This is a genomic window from Demequina sp. NBRC 110053, assembly GCF_002090095.1.
Taxonomy (GTDB): Bacteria; Actinomycetota; Actinomycetes; order Actinomycetales; family Demequinaceae; genus Demequina.
The window spans coordinates 352474-368681 of sequence record NZ_BBRJ01000003.1; the positions used below are offsets into that span (position 1 = coordinate 352474).

The 16208-nt window shown below is 71.4% G+C and carries 10 protein-coding genes; 4 read left to right on the forward strand and 6 right to left on the reverse strand.

The genetic code is table 11. From position 1 onward, the window contains the following. The first annotated feature begins 67 nt into the window (after positions 1-67). Together B7K22_RS10850 and B7K22_RS10855 are read left to right on the forward strand one after the other, a co-directional pair. Positions 68-2332: a RecQ family ATP-dependent DNA helicase gene (locus B7K22_RS10850; protein ID WP_084040256.1), complete on the forward strand. Its 2265-nt coding sequence runs from the start codon at positions 68-70 to the stop codon at positions 2330-2332. Positions 2333-2413: 81 nt separating this feature from the next. Then, positions 2414-3412 (forward strand): NAD-dependent epimerase/dehydratase family protein, encoded by a 999-nt coding sequence (locus B7K22_RS10855; RefSeq protein WP_084040257.1) that lies wholly within the window; start codon positions 2414-2416, stop codon positions 3410-3412. A gap of 22 nt (positions 3413-3434) precedes the next feature. Here the strand turns inward: B7K22_RS10855 and B7K22_RS10860 are convergent, their stop codons facing one another. The 5 genes from B7K22_RS10860 to B7K22_RS10880 all read right to left on the reverse strand — a co-directional run bounded on the left by B7K22_RS10860 (position 3435) and on the right by B7K22_RS10880 (position 7021). Further along, positions 3435-3626, reverse strand: a complete 192-nt coding sequence (locus tag B7K22_RS10860; protein WP_084040258.1) for a hypothetical protein — start codon at positions 3624-3626, stop codon at positions 3435-3437. A gap of 88 nt (positions 3627-3714) precedes the next feature. Beyond that, positions 3715-5028 carry a histidinol dehydrogenase gene (gene hisD / locus B7K22_RS10865; protein ID WP_084040259.1) on the reverse strand — a complete coding sequence of 438 codons (1314 nt, stop codon included), beginning with the start codon at positions 5026-5028 and terminating at the stop codon, positions 3715-3717. A gap of 60 nt (positions 5029-5088) precedes the next feature. Continuing rightward, complete coding sequence (locus B7K22_RS10870) at positions 5089-5949, reverse strand: SDR family oxidoreductase (protein ID WP_084040260.1); 861 nt, start codon at positions 5947-5949, stop codon at positions 5089-5091. A gap of 74 nt (positions 5950-6023) precedes the next feature. Then, positions 6024-6644, reverse strand: coding sequence for a GNAT family N-acetyltransferase (locus B7K22_RS10875; RefSeq protein ID WP_234983465.1), 621 nt, complete (start codon positions 6642-6644; stop codon positions 6024-6026). Further along, complete coding sequence (locus B7K22_RS10880) at positions 6641-7021, reverse strand: DUF4260 domain-containing protein (RefSeq protein WP_084040261.1); 381 nt, start codon at positions 7019-7021, stop codon at positions 6641-6643. The genes B7K22_RS10875 and B7K22_RS10880 overlap by 4 nt, the downstream gene beginning before the upstream one ends. A gap of 122 nt (positions 7022-7143) precedes the next feature. Here B7K22_RS10880 and B7K22_RS10885 point away from each other — a divergent pair, with 122 nt between their 5' ends. Continuing rightward, on the forward strand, positions 7144-8004 hold the full coding sequence (locus B7K22_RS10885; protein WP_084040262.1) for an SDR family oxidoreductase: 861 nt from the start codon (positions 7144-7146) through the stop codon (positions 8002-8004). Between the two features lie 81 nt (positions 8005-8085). Here B7K22_RS10885 and dnaE read toward each other — a convergent pair whose 3' ends face one another. Beyond that, positions 8086-11628, reverse strand: coding sequence for a DNA polymerase III subunit alpha (dnaE, locus tag B7K22_RS10890; protein WP_084040263.1), 3543 nt, complete (start codon positions 11626-11628; stop codon positions 8086-8088). 184 nt (positions 11629-11812) lie between these two features. On the opposite strand from dnaE, the gene hrpA reads away from it, so the two are divergent. After that, positions 11813-16180 carry an ATP-dependent RNA helicase HrpA gene (hrpA, locus tag B7K22_RS10895; RefSeq protein WP_084040264.1) on the forward strand — a complete coding sequence of 1456 codons (4368 nt, stop codon included), beginning with the start codon at positions 11813-11815 and terminating at the stop codon, positions 16178-16180. The last annotated feature ends 28 nt before the right edge of the window (positions 16181-16208 follow it).

Consider the following 16208-nt stretch of genomic DNA (forward strand, 5'->3'; position numbering starts at 1 on the left):
AGTGGCGGCGTGCGCACGGCCGATGCGCTGGCTGGGCTTGTCGGTGGTCGCGCCTACGGTGGTGGGCATGACTGGCGACTCCGCTGAATCTGACACCTCCGTGCTCGACCCCTCGAGCGCATCGGCGCTGTCCGATGTGAGCGGGCTGCGCGGCGGAGCCGAACTCAGAGCCGAGGGCGAGGCGGCGCTGCGCTCGCTCGTGGGTCGCGACGACGTCGCGCTGCGCGAGGACCAGTGGCGCGCGATCGAGGCGCTGGTCGCGCGCCGCGCGCGGGCGCTCGTGGTGCAGCGGACGGGATGGGGCAAGTCGGCCGTGTACTTCGTCGCGACGGCGCTGCTGCGCGCTCGCGGCGCGGGGCCGACGATCATCGTGTCGCCGCTGCTCGCGCTCATGCGCGACCAGATCGCCGCCGCCGCGCGCGCGGGGATCCGTGCGGTGACCGTCAACTCTGCGAACGTCACCGAATGGGACCAGGTGCACGCCGCCATCGCGGCCGGCGAGGTGGACGTGCTGCTGTGCTCGCCCGAGCGGCTCAACAATCCGCAGTTCCGCGACGAGGTGCTGCCACGCCTCGCGCGCGACGCGGGCCTGGTCGTCATCGACGAGGCGCACTGCATCTCCGACTGGGGACACGACTTCCGGCCGGACTACCGGCGGATCCGCACCCTGCTCGCGGAGCTGCCCGACGGCATCCCGGTGCTCGCGACCACGGCGACCGCGAACTCCCGGGTGACGTCGGATGTCGCCGAACAGCTGGGAGTGCGGGGAGCCGACCTCGCCGCGCGCGAGGACGTGCTGGTGCTGCGCGGGGCCCTCGATCGCGAGTCGCTGCACCTGGGCGTGGTCCAGCTGCCGGATCCCGCGACGCGCGTGGCGTGGCTCGCCGCCGCGCTGCGCGACATCGATGGCTCGGGGATCGTCTACTGCCTCACCGTCTCCGCGGCCGAGGAGGTGGCGTCCCAGCTGCGCGAGGCAGGACTGGAGGTGGGTGCCTACACCGGCCGCACCGACCCCGCCGAGCGCGAGCAGCTCGAGGAGGACCTCAAGGGCAACCGCGTGAAGGCGCTGGTCGCGACGTCCGCCCTCGGCATGGGCTTCGACAAGCCCGACCTCGCGTTCGTCATCCACGTGGGCGCGCCTTCCTCCCCCATCGCGTACTACCAGCAGGTGGGCCGTGCCGGCCGCGGCGTGGATCGCGCGCAGGTGGTGCTGCTGCCCGGGCCCGAGGACAAGGCGATCTGGGAGTGGTTCGGCTCGCAGGCCTTCCCGCCCGAGGACCAGGTGCGCGCCGCGCTGGCAGCGCTCGGGACGGCCTCGCCGGTGTCTGTTGCCGCGCTCGAGACGCAGGTCGACCTGCGCCGTGGCCGCCTCGAGTCGATGCTCAAGGTGCTCGACGTGGACGGCGCCGTGCGGCGCGTGCAGGGAGGGTGGCTCGCGACCGGCGAGCCGTGGGAGTACGACGCCGAGCGCTACGCGCGTGTGGCAGCCGCTCGCGAGGCAGAGCAGGACACGATGATCGCCTACGAGCGGCTCGAGACGTGCCGGATGGCGTTCCTGCGCACGGTTCTCGATGATCCCGACCTGTCGGACGGGTGGGAGTGCGGCCGCTGCGACAACTGCGGAGGGCTCGCTCTCCCCGATGCGCCGGACGCCGATGCCGTGGGGGCGGTGCGGGACGGGCTCGACAAGGTGGGCGTCGAGATCGTGGCGCGGCGGCAGTGGCCGAGCGGTCTGGACTCCCTGGGACTCGACCTGCGCGGGCGCATCCCGGCGGACGAGCAGGCCGCGACCGGGCGCGCCATCGCTCGGTTCGACGGCCTCGGCTGGTCGGGCGCGCTGCGCGACCTCTTCGAGGTGCGGACCGAGGACGGCGCCGTGGTCGACGGCGAGACACCGGTCCCGCTGCGTGGTGCCGCGGTGCGCGCGCTCGAGGATTGGGCCGACCTGTGGGGGCCGGGCGCCGGCGGCGGTCGCGCGCCGCGCGTCGACGGCGTAGTGGGGGTGCGGTCGGTGAAGCGGCCGCAGCTGTCCGGCCACCTCGGCCCAGGACTCGCGCGCTACCTGGGCGTGCCGTTCGTCGGCTGGATCGCGCCGCGTCCCGGAGCGGAGGAGCCGCAGCGACACGACGTCAACTCCGCCCAGAGACTCGCGGGCGTCGTGCGGCGACTGACGCTCGAGCTCGACGGTGCTGCTCTGGCGGGGTTGAGCGGCCGCTCGGTGCTGCTGGTCGACGACTACACGGACTCCGGATGGACCCTGACGGTCGCGGCGCGTGAACTGCGCCGTGCGGGCGCAGCTGCCGTGCTGCCCTTCGTGCTGGGCATGCGTTGACGCTCGAGCGGCACGAACGGCCGGGTTGCGCCGTGCGCGAAGCGGCTTGAAGCGCGACGGCCCACGTCCTTGGATGGAGCTGTGAGGATTCTCCTGCTCGGCGGCACGGCGTTCTTGGGCCGCGCGACCGCCCTCCACGCCCTGAGCCGCGGCCACGACGTGACCTGTGCGGCTCGCGGGTCCGCGCCCGCGCCGGACGGCTGCGCCTTCATTCCGATCGACCGCGACGAGGACGACGGCCTGGCGCCTGTCGCTGCCGACCGCTGGGACGCCGTCATCGACGTGTCCAGGAAGCCTCGTCACGTCGAGCGGGCCGTGCGCGATCTCGACACCGAGCACTGGGTGCTCGTCTCGACGGCAAGTGTGTACCCACGGTTCGACCGCCGCGAGCAACCGGAGACCGCCGCCACGGTCCCGCCCCTCGACGACCTCGATGACGAGGCCGACTATGGCCGCGCGAAGGTGACCTGCGAGCAGCTGGTGCGCGCGGCGCCCGCCACGTCCACGGTCATCCGTGCCGGACTGATCGGCGGGCCTGGCGATCTCAGCCGCCGCAGCGGCTACTACCCCTGGCGCTTCGCCCACCCCACCGGGGACGACGTCATCGTGCCCGATGATCGCGAGCAGGCGACGGCACTCATCGACGTCGACGACCTCGCGGCATGGACCGTCCACGCAGCGGAGCAGCGGCTCGACGGCATCTTCAACGCGACAGGAGAGACCACGACGCTCGCGGAGGTCGTCGAGCTGTCGGCGCAGGTCGCCGGCTCGCGCGCCGTGCCCCGGTGGGTGGACTCGGATGCCCTGCGCGACGCCGGCGTGAGCCCGTGGAGCGGCGCGTGCTCGCTGCCGCTGTGGATCGACGACGGTGACATGCGGTGGTTCGCCACCCTCGACACCCGGGCCGCCCGAGCCGCGGGCCTCACCACGCGCCCGCTGCGGGAGACGCTCGCTCGCGTGCTCGAGTTCGAGGAGGTGCAGTCTGACGAGCTCGCGGACCGGCCGCGCGCCGGGCTGTCGGACGACGACGAGCGGCGCGTGCGCCAGCACCTCGACGGAGCGGCGGCGCGCGACGACTGACCGCTGGCGGTCCGGACGGCCGTCACGGCGAGGGGAGAGCGACCTCGTCCAGCACCACGACCCCGATCTCCCTCGCCTCGCAGAAGCCGCCGAACGAGCCGAAGTAGCTGCCGTCGCCGGCATTCCACTCGGAGAGTGCGTCCGCCTCGACGAGCGCGCCCGTGCCGGCGACGGCGTCACCGTCGGCCAACGCTTCGCCATCGATCACCGGCATCGCCCCACCGTCCGCGTTCTGCGTAGTCGCGGGCCACACGGCCCAGCGCCCAGGCGCGGTCCGTGCTGGCCGTGCCCGAGCATCGGCACTATCCCCGCAGCCGCTTGAGCCGGGCGCGAATGGCCTCGCCGTGAGCCGGAAGGTCCTCGGCGTTCGCGAGGGCGACGACCTTCTCCCCCACCTCGGCCAGCGCATCGGCGCTGTAGTGGATGGTCGAGACGGCCTTGAGGAAGCTCGTGGTGTTGAGGCCGCTCGCGAAGCGCGCTGTGCCGCCCGTGGGCAGCACGTGGTTGGAGCCGGCGAGGTAGTCGCCCAGCGGCACGGGGCTGTGCGGGCCGACGAAGATCGCGCCGGCGCTCGTGATGCGTTCGGCCACCGCGCTGGCGTCGCGGGTGTGGATCTCGAGATGCTCCGCGCCGTAGGCGTCCGCGACCTCGATGGACTGGTCGATGCTGCCCGTGAGGATGATGGCGCTCTGGCGGCCCGTGAGCGCCTCCTTGGTGCGCGCGAGGTGCTTGGTCTCGTCGCTGCGGCGGTGAAGGGCCTCCTCGACGCGGTCGGCGAGGTCCTCGTCGTCGGTGATCAGCACCGAGCCGGCCATGGGGTCGTGCTCGGCCTGGCTGAGCAGGTCGGCGGCGATGAAGTCCGCGTCGGCCGTGCTGTCCGCGATGATCGCGATCTCCGTCGGGCCCGCCTCGGCGTCGATGCCGACCACGCCGTTGACCGCGCGCTTGGCGGCGGCGACGTAGACGTTGCCGGGGCCTGTGATGACGTCGACTGGGTCGCACAGTTCCTCGACGCCGTACGCGAGCATCCCGATCGCCTGCGCGCCGCCCACGGCGTAGACCTCGTCGATGCCGAGCAGCGCGCACGCGGCAAGGATGGTCGGGTGGGGCTCGCCGTCGAACGCCTTCTGCGGCGGCGTGGCGACGGCGATCGACTGCACGCCCGCCGCCTGCGCGGCCACCACGTTCATGACCACCGAGCTCGGGTAGACCGCGAGCCCGCCGGGGACGTACAGGCCCACACGGCCCACGGGGATCCAGCGCTGGCTGACGGTCGCGCCCGGGGCGACATCGACGCTCACCGGCGGCGGCACGGTGGCCTCGTGGAACGTGCGCACGCGGGCGATGGCCTCGCGGAGGGCGTCGAGAACCGCCGTGTCCTGCGTGTCGAGCGCGGACTCGATGCGACCGGCGGGCACGCGGAGGTGCTCGGGCGTCACGCCGTCGAACCGCTCGCCGTACTCGCGCAGCGCCGCCTCGCCCCTGGCCCGGACGTCGGCGAGGATGGGCTGGACGGTGGCCAGCGCATCGGCCACGTCGACGTCCGCGCGGGGCACGACGCCCAGCAGCTCACGGGTCGTGAGGTCGCGGTCGCGAAGGTCGATTCGGCTCAGCACACGGTCAGCCTAGCGCCGGGCGGGCGCCCCACAGACGCCGGACCGGCGGCGCACCATCGCTCATCCGAGAGCGGCGCGCAGACCGTCCTCGAGCGACGTGGTGGGCCTGCCCGCGAGCTCTGCCAGGTCCGAGCCGTACACGTCGAGCTCGCCGGCCGCGACCGCCTGATCTACCTCGACCGCGAACTCGGCGGCCGGCTGGGGGACGCCAGCGCCCAGCAGGGTCTCGAGGTGCTGCGCAGCATCGAGCCTGCGCACCACCACCTGCCTCTCGCCGATGCGCTCGAGCGCTTCCGCGAAGTCGCGCATGGTCCAGCCGATGTCGCCCGCGAGCTCGTAGGTCTCGCCCTCGTGGCTTGGCGTCGTCAGCACCGTCGCGGCGGCTGCGGCGAAGTCGCGCCGTGTCGCGGACGCGGTCCGTCCGTCGCCTGCGCTCGTGAGGAGCTCGCCGCTCGCGAGCGCCTGGCGCGCCTGGGCGACGTAGTTCTCGGTGTAGAAGCCGTTGCGGAGCAGCACGTGGGGCACGCCCGACGCCGTCAGATACTGCTCCGTCCCCACGTGCTCGGGCAGGACGGGATTGATCTGCGCCTCGGAGGCGCGCAGCACGGACGTGTACGCGATGAGGCCCACTCCCGCCTCGCGGGCCGCGTCGATCGCGTTGCTGTGCTGCTGCACGCGTCGCCCGATCTCGGATCCGGAGATGATCAGCACCTTCGCCACGCCCTCGAAGGCGGCGGCGAGGCTGGGCGGGTTGTCGTAGTTGCCCTGGCGAATGGACACGCCGCGCGCCGCCAGGCTCTCGATCTTGGTGGGGTCGCGCACCACGGCCACGATCTGGTTGGGGCGCACGCCACGGGCCAGGAGCTCATCGATCACCAACGGCCCGAGGTTGCCGGAGGCGGCGGTGATGGCGATGGACATGGCGGCTCCTTCAGCGGCTCTGCCAGCAACAACCGGGCGCCGGGAGAAGCCATTCCCGACGCGTGCTGCGGGCCTCAGTCGAGCCGACGGCGCATGATCACGCGCGGCTTCCCGCCGACCTTCGATGACGTGTCCATCGCCTTGGTGAAGCCGTGCCTGGCGAACAGCGCGGCAGAGCCCGCGTATGCGGACGCCACATCGATCCTGGCGCCGCCCGTGTCAGCGGGATAGCCCTCGATCACGGGCGCGCCCCGCTCACGTGCGAACGCGACGGCGCCCTCCAGGAGCTCGCCTGCCACTCCTTGCTTGCGATGCCCGGCGCGCACGACGAAGCACACCACCGACCACGCGGGCTCCTCGTCGACCTTCGGGATCACGCGCGAATGCACGAGCCGGTGATAGGCGGACCGTGGCGACACCGAGCACCAGCCGACCACCTCGCCGTCGCGGTAGCCCAGGACCCCCGGCGGGATCGCCTCGCCGCACAGCTCGCGCAGCAGCGCGGCGCGCGCCGCGGGAGGCTTGTCCTTGATGCGCGGATCCCCCGCGCTCACGCGCAGCGAGAGGCACCAGCACGACGGCGTGTCCATGCTGCGGGGGCCGAGGATCGTCCGGACGTCCTCCCAGCGGTCAGGCGTCGCGGGAAGCACCTCGAGAGGCGTCGCCCGCGCGTCCTCGAGCGGCGTGGACCTCACGGCGTCCTCCCATCCTTACGAGCGGACCCGATCCATCCCAGGTGCGTGTGCCGGAAGTCATCAGGCTCCTTGAGTCCGTACCCGATCGCCCGATCGACGGCGACGTGGAACGCCCACGCGAGCGCCACAAGTCCCGCCCAGCGCGCCTCGATGGCCAGTGCCGCGGCTCCCAGCAGCGCCGGACCCCAGTACGAGTGCACGAGGTTGTAGACGAACGCGCCGATGCGCGGGCCGGCTAGGTACCCCAGCGCGGACAGGTCGAACGCGAGGAACAGCACCAGCAGCCACCACCAGGCATGGTCGAGCGCCACGGTCGCGACGATCACTGCGATCGCCACGGCCGCGTTCTCGACACGCTGCCACGAGCGGGTGCTCATGTGGGCAACGGTAGCGCTCGCACCCGCCTTGCTACAGTGGCGGCCATGCAGAGCCTGTGAGGATTCGCGCGGCGACGTCGCCGCGCTCGAGCGCACCGCACCCACCCACCGTCAGGACTGCCATGACCCACCTTCCCCTCGCCGGCCGCACCGCCCTCGTGACGGGCGTCTCCCGCCGCCGCGGCGTCGGCTTCGCCGTCGCCCGCCGCCTCCTGACCGACGGCGCGAGCGTCGCCATCCAGCACTACCAACCGCACGATCTCGACCAGCCGTGGGGCGGTGACGACGTAGACGCGCTCGTCGCCGAGCTGCGAGACGCGGCCGTGGGCGATGCGAGGTTCATGGACGTCGAGGCCGACTTGCGCGACGGCGCGGCCCCAGGCGAGCTCGTGCGCGTCGCCGTCGAGGCCCTCGGCGGCCTCGACCTGCTGGTGTGCAACCACGCCAAGAGCGGCAACGACGGCGCCATCCACGACATGACGGCGGAGCGCCTGAGCGCCTTCTGGGAGACCAACACCCGCTCCACGCTGCTGCTGACCCAGGCCTTCGCGGCGCTGCACGGCGGGGTCGCCGGAGGCGCTCGTCCGGGAGATGCAGCCCGAGGTGCCCCGCTGCCCGGGCCGGTCGGACATGTCATCTGGATGACGTCGGGTCAGCAGGACGGGCCGATGCGCGGGGAGGTCGCGTACGCGGCCTCCAAGGCCGCGCTCGCCGGCGTGACGGCGACGGTCGCGGCGGAGCTGCTCGAGCTCGGGATCGTGCTCAACACCGTCAACCCCGGCCCGGTCAACACCGGCTATCTCGACTCGGACTCCACGGATCGCGACCTCGGGCCGCTCGACGAGTGGCGGGCACGCACCCCGTTCGGGCGGTTCGGCGAGCCCGCCGATCCCGCCCGGCTCATCGCGTGGCTCGTGTCCGAGGAGGGCTCGTGGGTGGCGGGTCAGGTGCTCAAGACGGACGGTGGGCTGAGCCTGTACTGAGATCTCCTCGCAGCACGCGGCGAAGGGGCAGGACCGTCAGTGAGGTCCTCATAGGACGCTCAGGTGGGGTGTGAGGGGTAGTTACGCGCCCGCGAGGCAGCTCGGGCCGAACGCCGCCTTGAGGTCGCCGTAGAGCGCGCTCGACCGTGCGACCCGGAACTCGTCACCCAGACGCATCGTGATGGGCTTGCCGGTGCCTGTGAGCACCATGCGCACCTCGACGGAGCCGGGGTGGGAGCGCAGGATCCCCTTGATCTCCTCGACCATCGGCGGGTTGACGCGCGCCGCGGGCAGCGTGATGGCGACGGGCGAGGTGTCCACGACGTTGAGGTTCGGCACCCTCAGCTCGACGGCGGAGAACTGCAGGCCGCCGTCGCCCCGCTCCCGGGCGCGCACCTTGATCGTCAGCACCGCATCCTCGGCGAGGTCGCGCGCGTACGTCTCGTAGGTGCGCCCGAAGAAGGAGATATCCGTCTCGCCCGACAGGTCCTCGAGGGTCACGATCGCGTAGGCGTTGCCCGACTTCGCGACGCGCCGGTCCACACGGGTGACGAGGCCGGCGAATGACACCTGGGCGCCGTCGTTCACGCCGTTCGCGGGCGTGGCCGCGAGGATCTGGTGCGACGCCTCCGAACGGATCACATGGTCCAGTCCGGACAGCGGATGGTCGGACACGTACAGGCCGAGCATGTCGCGCTCGAGGTTGAGCTTGGTCTTCTTGTCCCACTCCTCGAGCTGGGGCACCACCACCGTGACGCCGCCGCCCAGGTCGGCGTCGCCCCCGAACAGGTCGAACTGTCCCGTGGCCTCCTGACGCTTCACGCCCACGACGGAGTCGATGGCCTGCTCGTGCACGGCGTTGAGCGCCCTGCGCGAGTAGCCCAACGAGTCGAAGGCGCCAGCCTTGATGAGCGAGTCGATCGTGCGCTTGTTGCACACGGTCGCGGGGACCTTGTCGAGGAAGTCCTGGAAGGACGTGAAGGCGCCCTTCTCCTGGCGCGTCTTCACGATCGCCTCGACCACGTTCGAGCCGACGTTGCGCACCGCCGTCAGGCCGAACCGAATGTCGGTGCCGACCGCTGAGAACAGCCCCTTGGACTCGTTGACGTCGGGCGGCAGCACCGTGATGCCCATGCGGCGGCACTCGGCCAGGTACAGCGCGGACTTGTCCTTGTCGGTGCCCACCGACGTCAGCAGCGCCGCCATGTACTCGGTCGGGTAGTGGGCCTTGAGATACGCGGTCCAGAACGACAGCACGCCGTAGGCGGCGGTGTGCGCCTTGTTGAAGGCGTAGTCGGCGAACGGCAGCAGCGTGTCCCACAGCGCCTTGATGGCGGCATCGGAGTAGCCGTTGGCCTTCATGCCGGCCTCGAAGGGCTCGAACTCCTTGTCGAGGATCTCCTTCTTCTTCTTGCCCATCGCGCGGCGCAGCAGGTCCGCCGCGCCCAGCGTGTAGCCCGCGACGATCTGCGCGATGCGCTGCACCTGCTCCTGGTAGACGATGAGGCCATAGGTGATGCCGAGCACCTCGCGCAGCGGCTCGTCGAGCTCCGGGTGGATGGGCTCGATCTTCTGGCGACCGTTCTTGCGCTCGGCGTAGTTGGTGTGCGAGTTCATGCCCATCGGGCCAGGGCGGTACAGCGCGAGCACCGCCGAGATGTCCTCGAAGCTGTCGGGCTTCATCTGACGCAGCAGCGATCGCATCGCGGTGCCGTCGAGCTGGAACACACCCAGGGTGTCACCGCGACCCAACAGGTTGAAGGTCTCCTCGTCCGCGAGCTCGAGGTCCTCGAGAACCAGCGGCTCCTTGCCGTTGTCGACGATGTTGTCGAGCGCGTCGTCGAGGATCGTGAGGTTCCTCAGGCCCAGGAAGTCCATCTTGACCAGCCCGAGGCCCTCGGCCGTGGGGTAGTCGAACTGTGTGATGACGGCGCCGTCCTGCTCGCGTCGCATGATGGGGATGATGTCGATGAGCGGGTGGCTCGACATGATCACGCCGGCGGCGTGGACGCCCCACTGGCGCTTCAGCCCCTCGAGTCCCTGGGCGAGCTCGAACACCTGCTGCGCCTCGGGGTCGGTCTCCAGCAGCGCTCGGAAGTCGCCGCCCTCGTGGTGGCGCGGGTGGGACGAGTCGGTGATGCCGACCAGGGGCATGTCCTTGCCCATGATCGCCTCGGGGTACGCCTTGGTGAGCTGCTCGCCCACGGCGAAGGGCTTGCCCAGCACGCGCGCGGCATCCTTGAGCGCCTGCTTGGCCTTGATGGTGCCGTAGGTCGCGATCATCGCGACCTTCTCCTCGCCGTACTTCTCCGTGACGTAGCGGATCACCTCGCCGCGCCTGCGCTCGTCGAAGTCGATGTCGAAGTCGGGCTTGGACTCGCGCTCCGGGTTGAGGAATCGCTCGAAGTAGAGCTGGTGGACGATCGGGTCGATGTCCGTGATCTTCATCGCGTACGCCGCCATGGAGCCGGCGCCGGAGCCGCGGCCGGGACCCACCCGGATGCCGTTGTCCTTGGCCCACTTGATGAAGTCCGCGACCACGAGGAAGTAGCCCGGATACCCCTTGCCTGCGATGACCTCGATCTCGAAGTTGGCGCGCTCCTGGACCTCCGCCGGGATGGTCTCGCCGAAACGCTCGTGCAGCCCCTTCTGGACCTCCTTGACGAACCACGAGTGCTCGTCCTCGCCCGGCGGCACGTCGTAGACCGGCATGTAGTCGGCCTTGGTGTCGAACTCGACCTCGCACTTCTCCGCGATCTCCAGCGTCGAGTCGCACGCCTCGGGCAGCTCGCGCCACAGGTGGCGCATCTCCTCGGCTGACTTGAGGTAGAAGCCGTCGCCGCTGAACGCGAAACGCTTGCCGCCCTGCTCATAGGTGGGTTCGTTGAGGGTGGAGCCGGACTGGACGCACAGCAGCGCCTCGTGCGCGACCGAGTCCTCCTTGCGCACGTAGTGGGAGTCGTTGGTCGCGACCAGCGGAGCCCCCAGCTGGTGGGCGAGGCGCAGCAGGTCCTCGCGCACGCGCTTCTCGAGGTCGAGGCCGTGGTCCATGAGCTCGACGTAGAAGTTCTCGGCACCGAAGATGTCCTGGAACTCGCCGGCGGCCTTGAGAGCCTCGTCGTACTGGCCCAGGCGCAGGCGCGTCTGCACCTCGCCCGACGGGCAGCCCGTGGTCGCGATGATGCCCTTGGCGTAGCGCTGCAGCAGGTCGCGGTCCATGCGCGGCTTGTGGAAGTGGCCCTCGAGCGAGGCGTAGGACGACATGCGGAACAGGTTGTGCATGCCCGCGGTGTTCGCCGCCCACATCGTCATGTGGGTGTACGCGCCACCCGCGGAGACGTCGTCGCCCTCCTGCCCACGTTCGCCCCACCGCACGCGCGTCTTGTCCTGGCGCGCGGTGCCGGGCGTGAGGTAGGCCTCGACGCCGATGATGGGCTTCACGCCGTGCGCGCGGCCCTTCGCCCAGAAGTCGTAGGCGCCGAAGATGTAGCCGTGGTCCGTGGTCGCGAGCGCCGTCTGGCCCAGCTCCTTGGCATGCGTGAACAGGTCGTCCAGCCTCGCCGCACCGTCCAGCAACGAGTACTCGGTGTGGACATGGAGGTGGACGAAATCACTGCCGGGCATGGAACCCGATTCTAGGGCTGGCGACGGACATCGGGTCCTCTCCTCAGCCAGCCTCCGACAGTTTCGAACATCCGCCCAGCAACACGCCGATGATGATGCGCCGATCCGCCCGTTCGCTCCGCGTGTCGTGCTCGGGATGTTCGGATGTGTCGCGGGAACAGGGGGTCGCTCGAACCTTGGGACAATGGCCAGCGTGAGTTCCCCGTCCCCCTCTCCCAAGAACCGAGACAGCAGCCGTCGCAGCGCCGATGCGCGGGCTGGCTCGCCCCGCGGGCGACGGTCGGGCGGTGGCCGCCGCGCCGGAACGGGGCAGGGCCGCGCGCGCGACCCGCACCGGAGGGTCAGCGCCGCACAGCTGGAGGCCGCGGCGCGCGCCCGCGAGGCCGTCGACGTCCCGCCCATCACCTACCCGCCCGAGCTCCCCGTCAGCGCGAGCAGGGAGCGCATCGCGGAGGCCATCCGCGACCACCAGGTCGTCATCGTCGCGGGCGAGACCGGGTCGGGCAAGACCACGCAGCTGCCCAAGATCGCACTGGAGCTCGGCCGCGGGCGCGCGGGGCAAATCGGCCACACGCAGCCGCGGCGCATCGCGGCCCGGTCGGTGGCCGAGCGCATCGCGGAGGAGCTCGGCACGAGCATCGGCGAGATCGTCGGCTATCAGGTGCGCTTCACGGACGAGTCCAGCGAGAGGACGCTCGTCAAGGTGATGACCGACGGCATCCTGCTCGCCCAGATCCAGCGCGACCCCGATCTGCTCGCCTACGACACGCTCATCATCGACGAGGCGCACGAGCGCAGCCTCAACATCGACTTCCTGCTCGGCTACCTCACCAACCTGCTGCCGCGCCGACCGGACCTCAAGGTCATCATCACCTCGGCCACCATCGACTCCGCGCGCTTCGCTCGCCACTTCGCCCCTGGCGGCCCCCTGCACCCGCCACAGCTGGACGAGCTCGAGGAGCCAGCAAGCGCATCGGCCGGACCTGACGCCCCGGCGACGGCTCCGGTGATCGAGGTGACGGGGCGCACGTACCCCGTCGAGATCCGCTACCGACCGCTCGCGGGCGAGACACGCGGCGAGGAGAGGGACCAGGCGACCGGCATCGTCGACGCGTGCCAGGAGCTCATGCGGGAGACCACGGGCGACGTGCTCGTGTTCCTGTCGGGCGAGCGCGAGATCAGGGACGCGGCCGATGCGCTCGAGGGCTGGCTCGGCCCGCGCGCCAGGGACGCGCGGCACCCCCAGCGCGTGGAGATCCTGCCGCTGTACTCGCGCCTGTCCTCCGCGGAGCAGCACCGGGTCTTCGAGCGGCACTCCCACCGTCGCATCGTGCTGTCGACCAACGTGGCGGAGACGTCGCTGACCGTGCCGGGCATCCACTCCGTCGTCGATCCCGGCACCGCCCGCATCTCACGGTACTCGAAGGCCACCAAGGTCCAGCGGCTGCCCATCGAGCCCATCAGCCAGGCGAGCGCCAACCAGCGGTCGGGGCGCGCGGGGCGCCTCGCTGACGGCATCGCGATCCGGCTGTACGCCGAGGAGGACTTCGAGGGCCGCCCGGCATTCACCGAGCCCGAGATCTTGCGCACGTCGCTCGCGTCGGTGCTGCTGCAGATGATCGCCGTGGGCGTGGTGTCCTCGCCTGATGACGTCGCGGCGTTCCCGTTCGTCGAGCCGCCGGACACGCGCGCCATCCGCGACGGCGTGCAGCTGCTGACGGAGCTGGGCGCGATCGCGACCGAGGAAGGCCGCACACGACTGACGGACATCGGGCGCTCTCTCGCGCGGCTGCCCATGGATCCGCGCCAGGCGCGCATGATCGTCGAGGCGGGGCGACATGGTGTCGCGCGCGAGGTGGCGATCATCGCGGCGGCGCTGTCGATCCAGGATCCTCGCGAGCGACCCGCGGACCAGAGAGAGGCCGCAGACGCGCTTCATCGACGTTTCGCCGACCCCACCTCCGATCTGCTCGCCTATCTCAACCTGTGGGAGTACCTGCGCGAACAGCGCCGCGAGCTGTCGGGCAACGCGTTCCGACGCATGTGCCGCGCCGAGCACCTCAACTTCCTGCGCGTGCGCGAGTGGCAGGACGTGGTCGAGCAGATCCGCATCACCGCCAAGCCGCTGGGACTGTCCATGCCGCGTGTCGAGGCACAGCGGTCCTCCGACATCGCCGATAGTCAGGCGCACCGCTATGTGTGGAACGCGGACGCCATCCACCGCTCGGTGCTGGCCGGCCTGCTGTCCCAGCTGGGAATGCAGGAGACGGGCGAGCCCAAGGCCTCGCAGTTCTCCCACCTGCGCGGGCCCCAGCGCGAGGCCGCCATCCGCCGAGCCAAGAAGCAGGCGCGCAACGAGTACCTGGGCGCGCGCGGGGCGCGGTTCGCGATCTTTCCCGGCTCTCCTCTTTCCAAGAAACCGCCGGCGTTCATCATGGCCGCCGAGCTCGTCGAGACCAGCCGCCTGTGGGCGCGCGACGTCGCGGCGGTGCAGCCCGAGTGGGCCGAGGCGCTCGCCGGCGACCTCGCCAAGCGCACCTATTCCGACCCGCACTGGTCCAAGCGCCGCGGCGCCGCCGTCGCCACCGAGAAGGTGCTGCTGTACGGCGTGCCGATCGTCGCGGACCGCGCCGTGCTGTGGGGGCGCATCCGGGCGCACGAGGCTCGAGAGCTGTTCATCCGCCATGCGCTGGTCGAGGGCGACTGGGACACCCACCACCGGTTCTGGAAGGACAACCAGCGTCTCATCGAGGAGGCCGAGGAGCTCGAGGCGCGGTCGCGCACGCGCGGCCTGCTCGCCGACGATCAGGCGCTGTTCGACTTCTACGACGAGCGCATCCCTGACTCGATCGTGTCGCAGCGGCACTTCGACCGCTGGTGGAAGGACGAGCGGCGCCGCTCCCCCGACCTGCTGACCTTGACGCTCGACACTATCGCACCCGAGCACGAGGACGTCGACACGTCGCTCTATCCCGAGCTGTGGCCCCAGGGCGACCTCGAGCTGCCGCTGACGTACCAGTTCGAGCCGGGCACCGACGCCGACGGGGTGACGGTGCACGTCCCCCTCGCGGTGCTCCCACGGGTCGTGCCCGACGGCTTCGACTGGATGGTGCCGGGCTTGGCGGACGAGCTCGCGACGGCGACCATCCGTGCCTTGCCCAAGACGGTGCGGCGCCTGCTGGTTCCCGCGCCTGACACCGCCCGCGAGGTCGTGGCCTGGCTCGAGCGATCGACGCCCGCGTGGGTGGACATGGCGCGCGCCGGAGACATGGCGGACTCCTACCGCGAGGCGTTCTCCCGCGCCGTCCTCGAGACACGCGGCGTCGAGATCCCTGCAGACGCGTGGGACGGCCTCGCGGAGCGACTGCCCGCGCACCTGCGCATGACCTTCCGCGTCGAGGACGAGCGCGGTCGGAACCTCGAGGAGTCCACCTCGCTGCTCGGGCTGCAGCGTTCACTCGCCCCGCAGTCCCAGGCGGCAGTGAGCTCCGCGGTCGAGCGTGCGGCGCGGGCAGCCTCGTCGAGCTCTCGAGGCGCCGATGCGCGAGGCGGCGCGGGCGGTTCTGGCACCGCGGCGGCGTCCAGCGTCGGGCACGCGGCGAAAGCCACCATCGCGGGTGAGGACGACAGCAGCGCCTCACATGCGGCGGGTGCCTCCGCTGGCCTCGCGGAGGTCGCGGGCCTCGCCACGTGGCCCGACCTGCCCGATGGCGCGCTCCCCGACGAGGTCAGCGGCACCGTCGGCGGCGCGACTGTGCGCGGCTACCCGTCTCTCGTGGACGAGGGCGCATCGGTCGCCCTGCGCGTGCTCGGCGCAGCGGACGACCTCGCCGTGGCTCACCCGTCCGGCGTGCGCCGCCTGCTGCTCACGGAGTGCGGCCTGCCGGCCAAGCGCATCAGCACCCGCTGGACCGGCCGCGAGGCACTGAGCCTCGCGGCGTCGCCGTATCCCACCACCGACGCGTTGGCCGTCGCACTCCAGGAGACCGCGATCCGGTCCCTCACGACGGGTCCCGACGTCGACGCCGCCACCGTCACCGACGCGAACGCCTACGCCCGCGCGCGCGACCACGTCCGCGCGCGGCTCGAGGACGAGACGCATCGGCTCGCCGGAGTCGTCGCGATGGCGCTCGACGCGTACCGCGACCTCGACGCCGCCCTCAGCGGGTCGCGGTCGATGGCGCTGCTCGCGGTCGTGGCGGACATCCGCGCGCAGGCAGATGCCCTCGTGGGTGCCGGCTTCCTCAGCCGCACTCCCGTCGACCGCCTGCCACACCTGCCGCGCTACCTCAAGGCCGCATCGGCCCGTCTCGAGAGGGCCGCGAGCGACCCCCACCGGGACGCGGCTCAGATCTGGACGGTGCGAGCGCTCACCGAGGAGCTGGACACCGTGCGCGCAGCGCACGAGGCGGGGCGCGGCGATCCCGAACGTGCGGACAGGCTCGAGCACGCGCGCTGGATGATCGAGGAGCTGCGCGTCTCGCTGTTCGCGCAGGGACTCGGGACGTCGGAGCCGGTGAGCGACAAGCGCATCCGCAAGCTCCTCGCCTGACATCGCGCGCCGCGCGCGTACCGCTCCA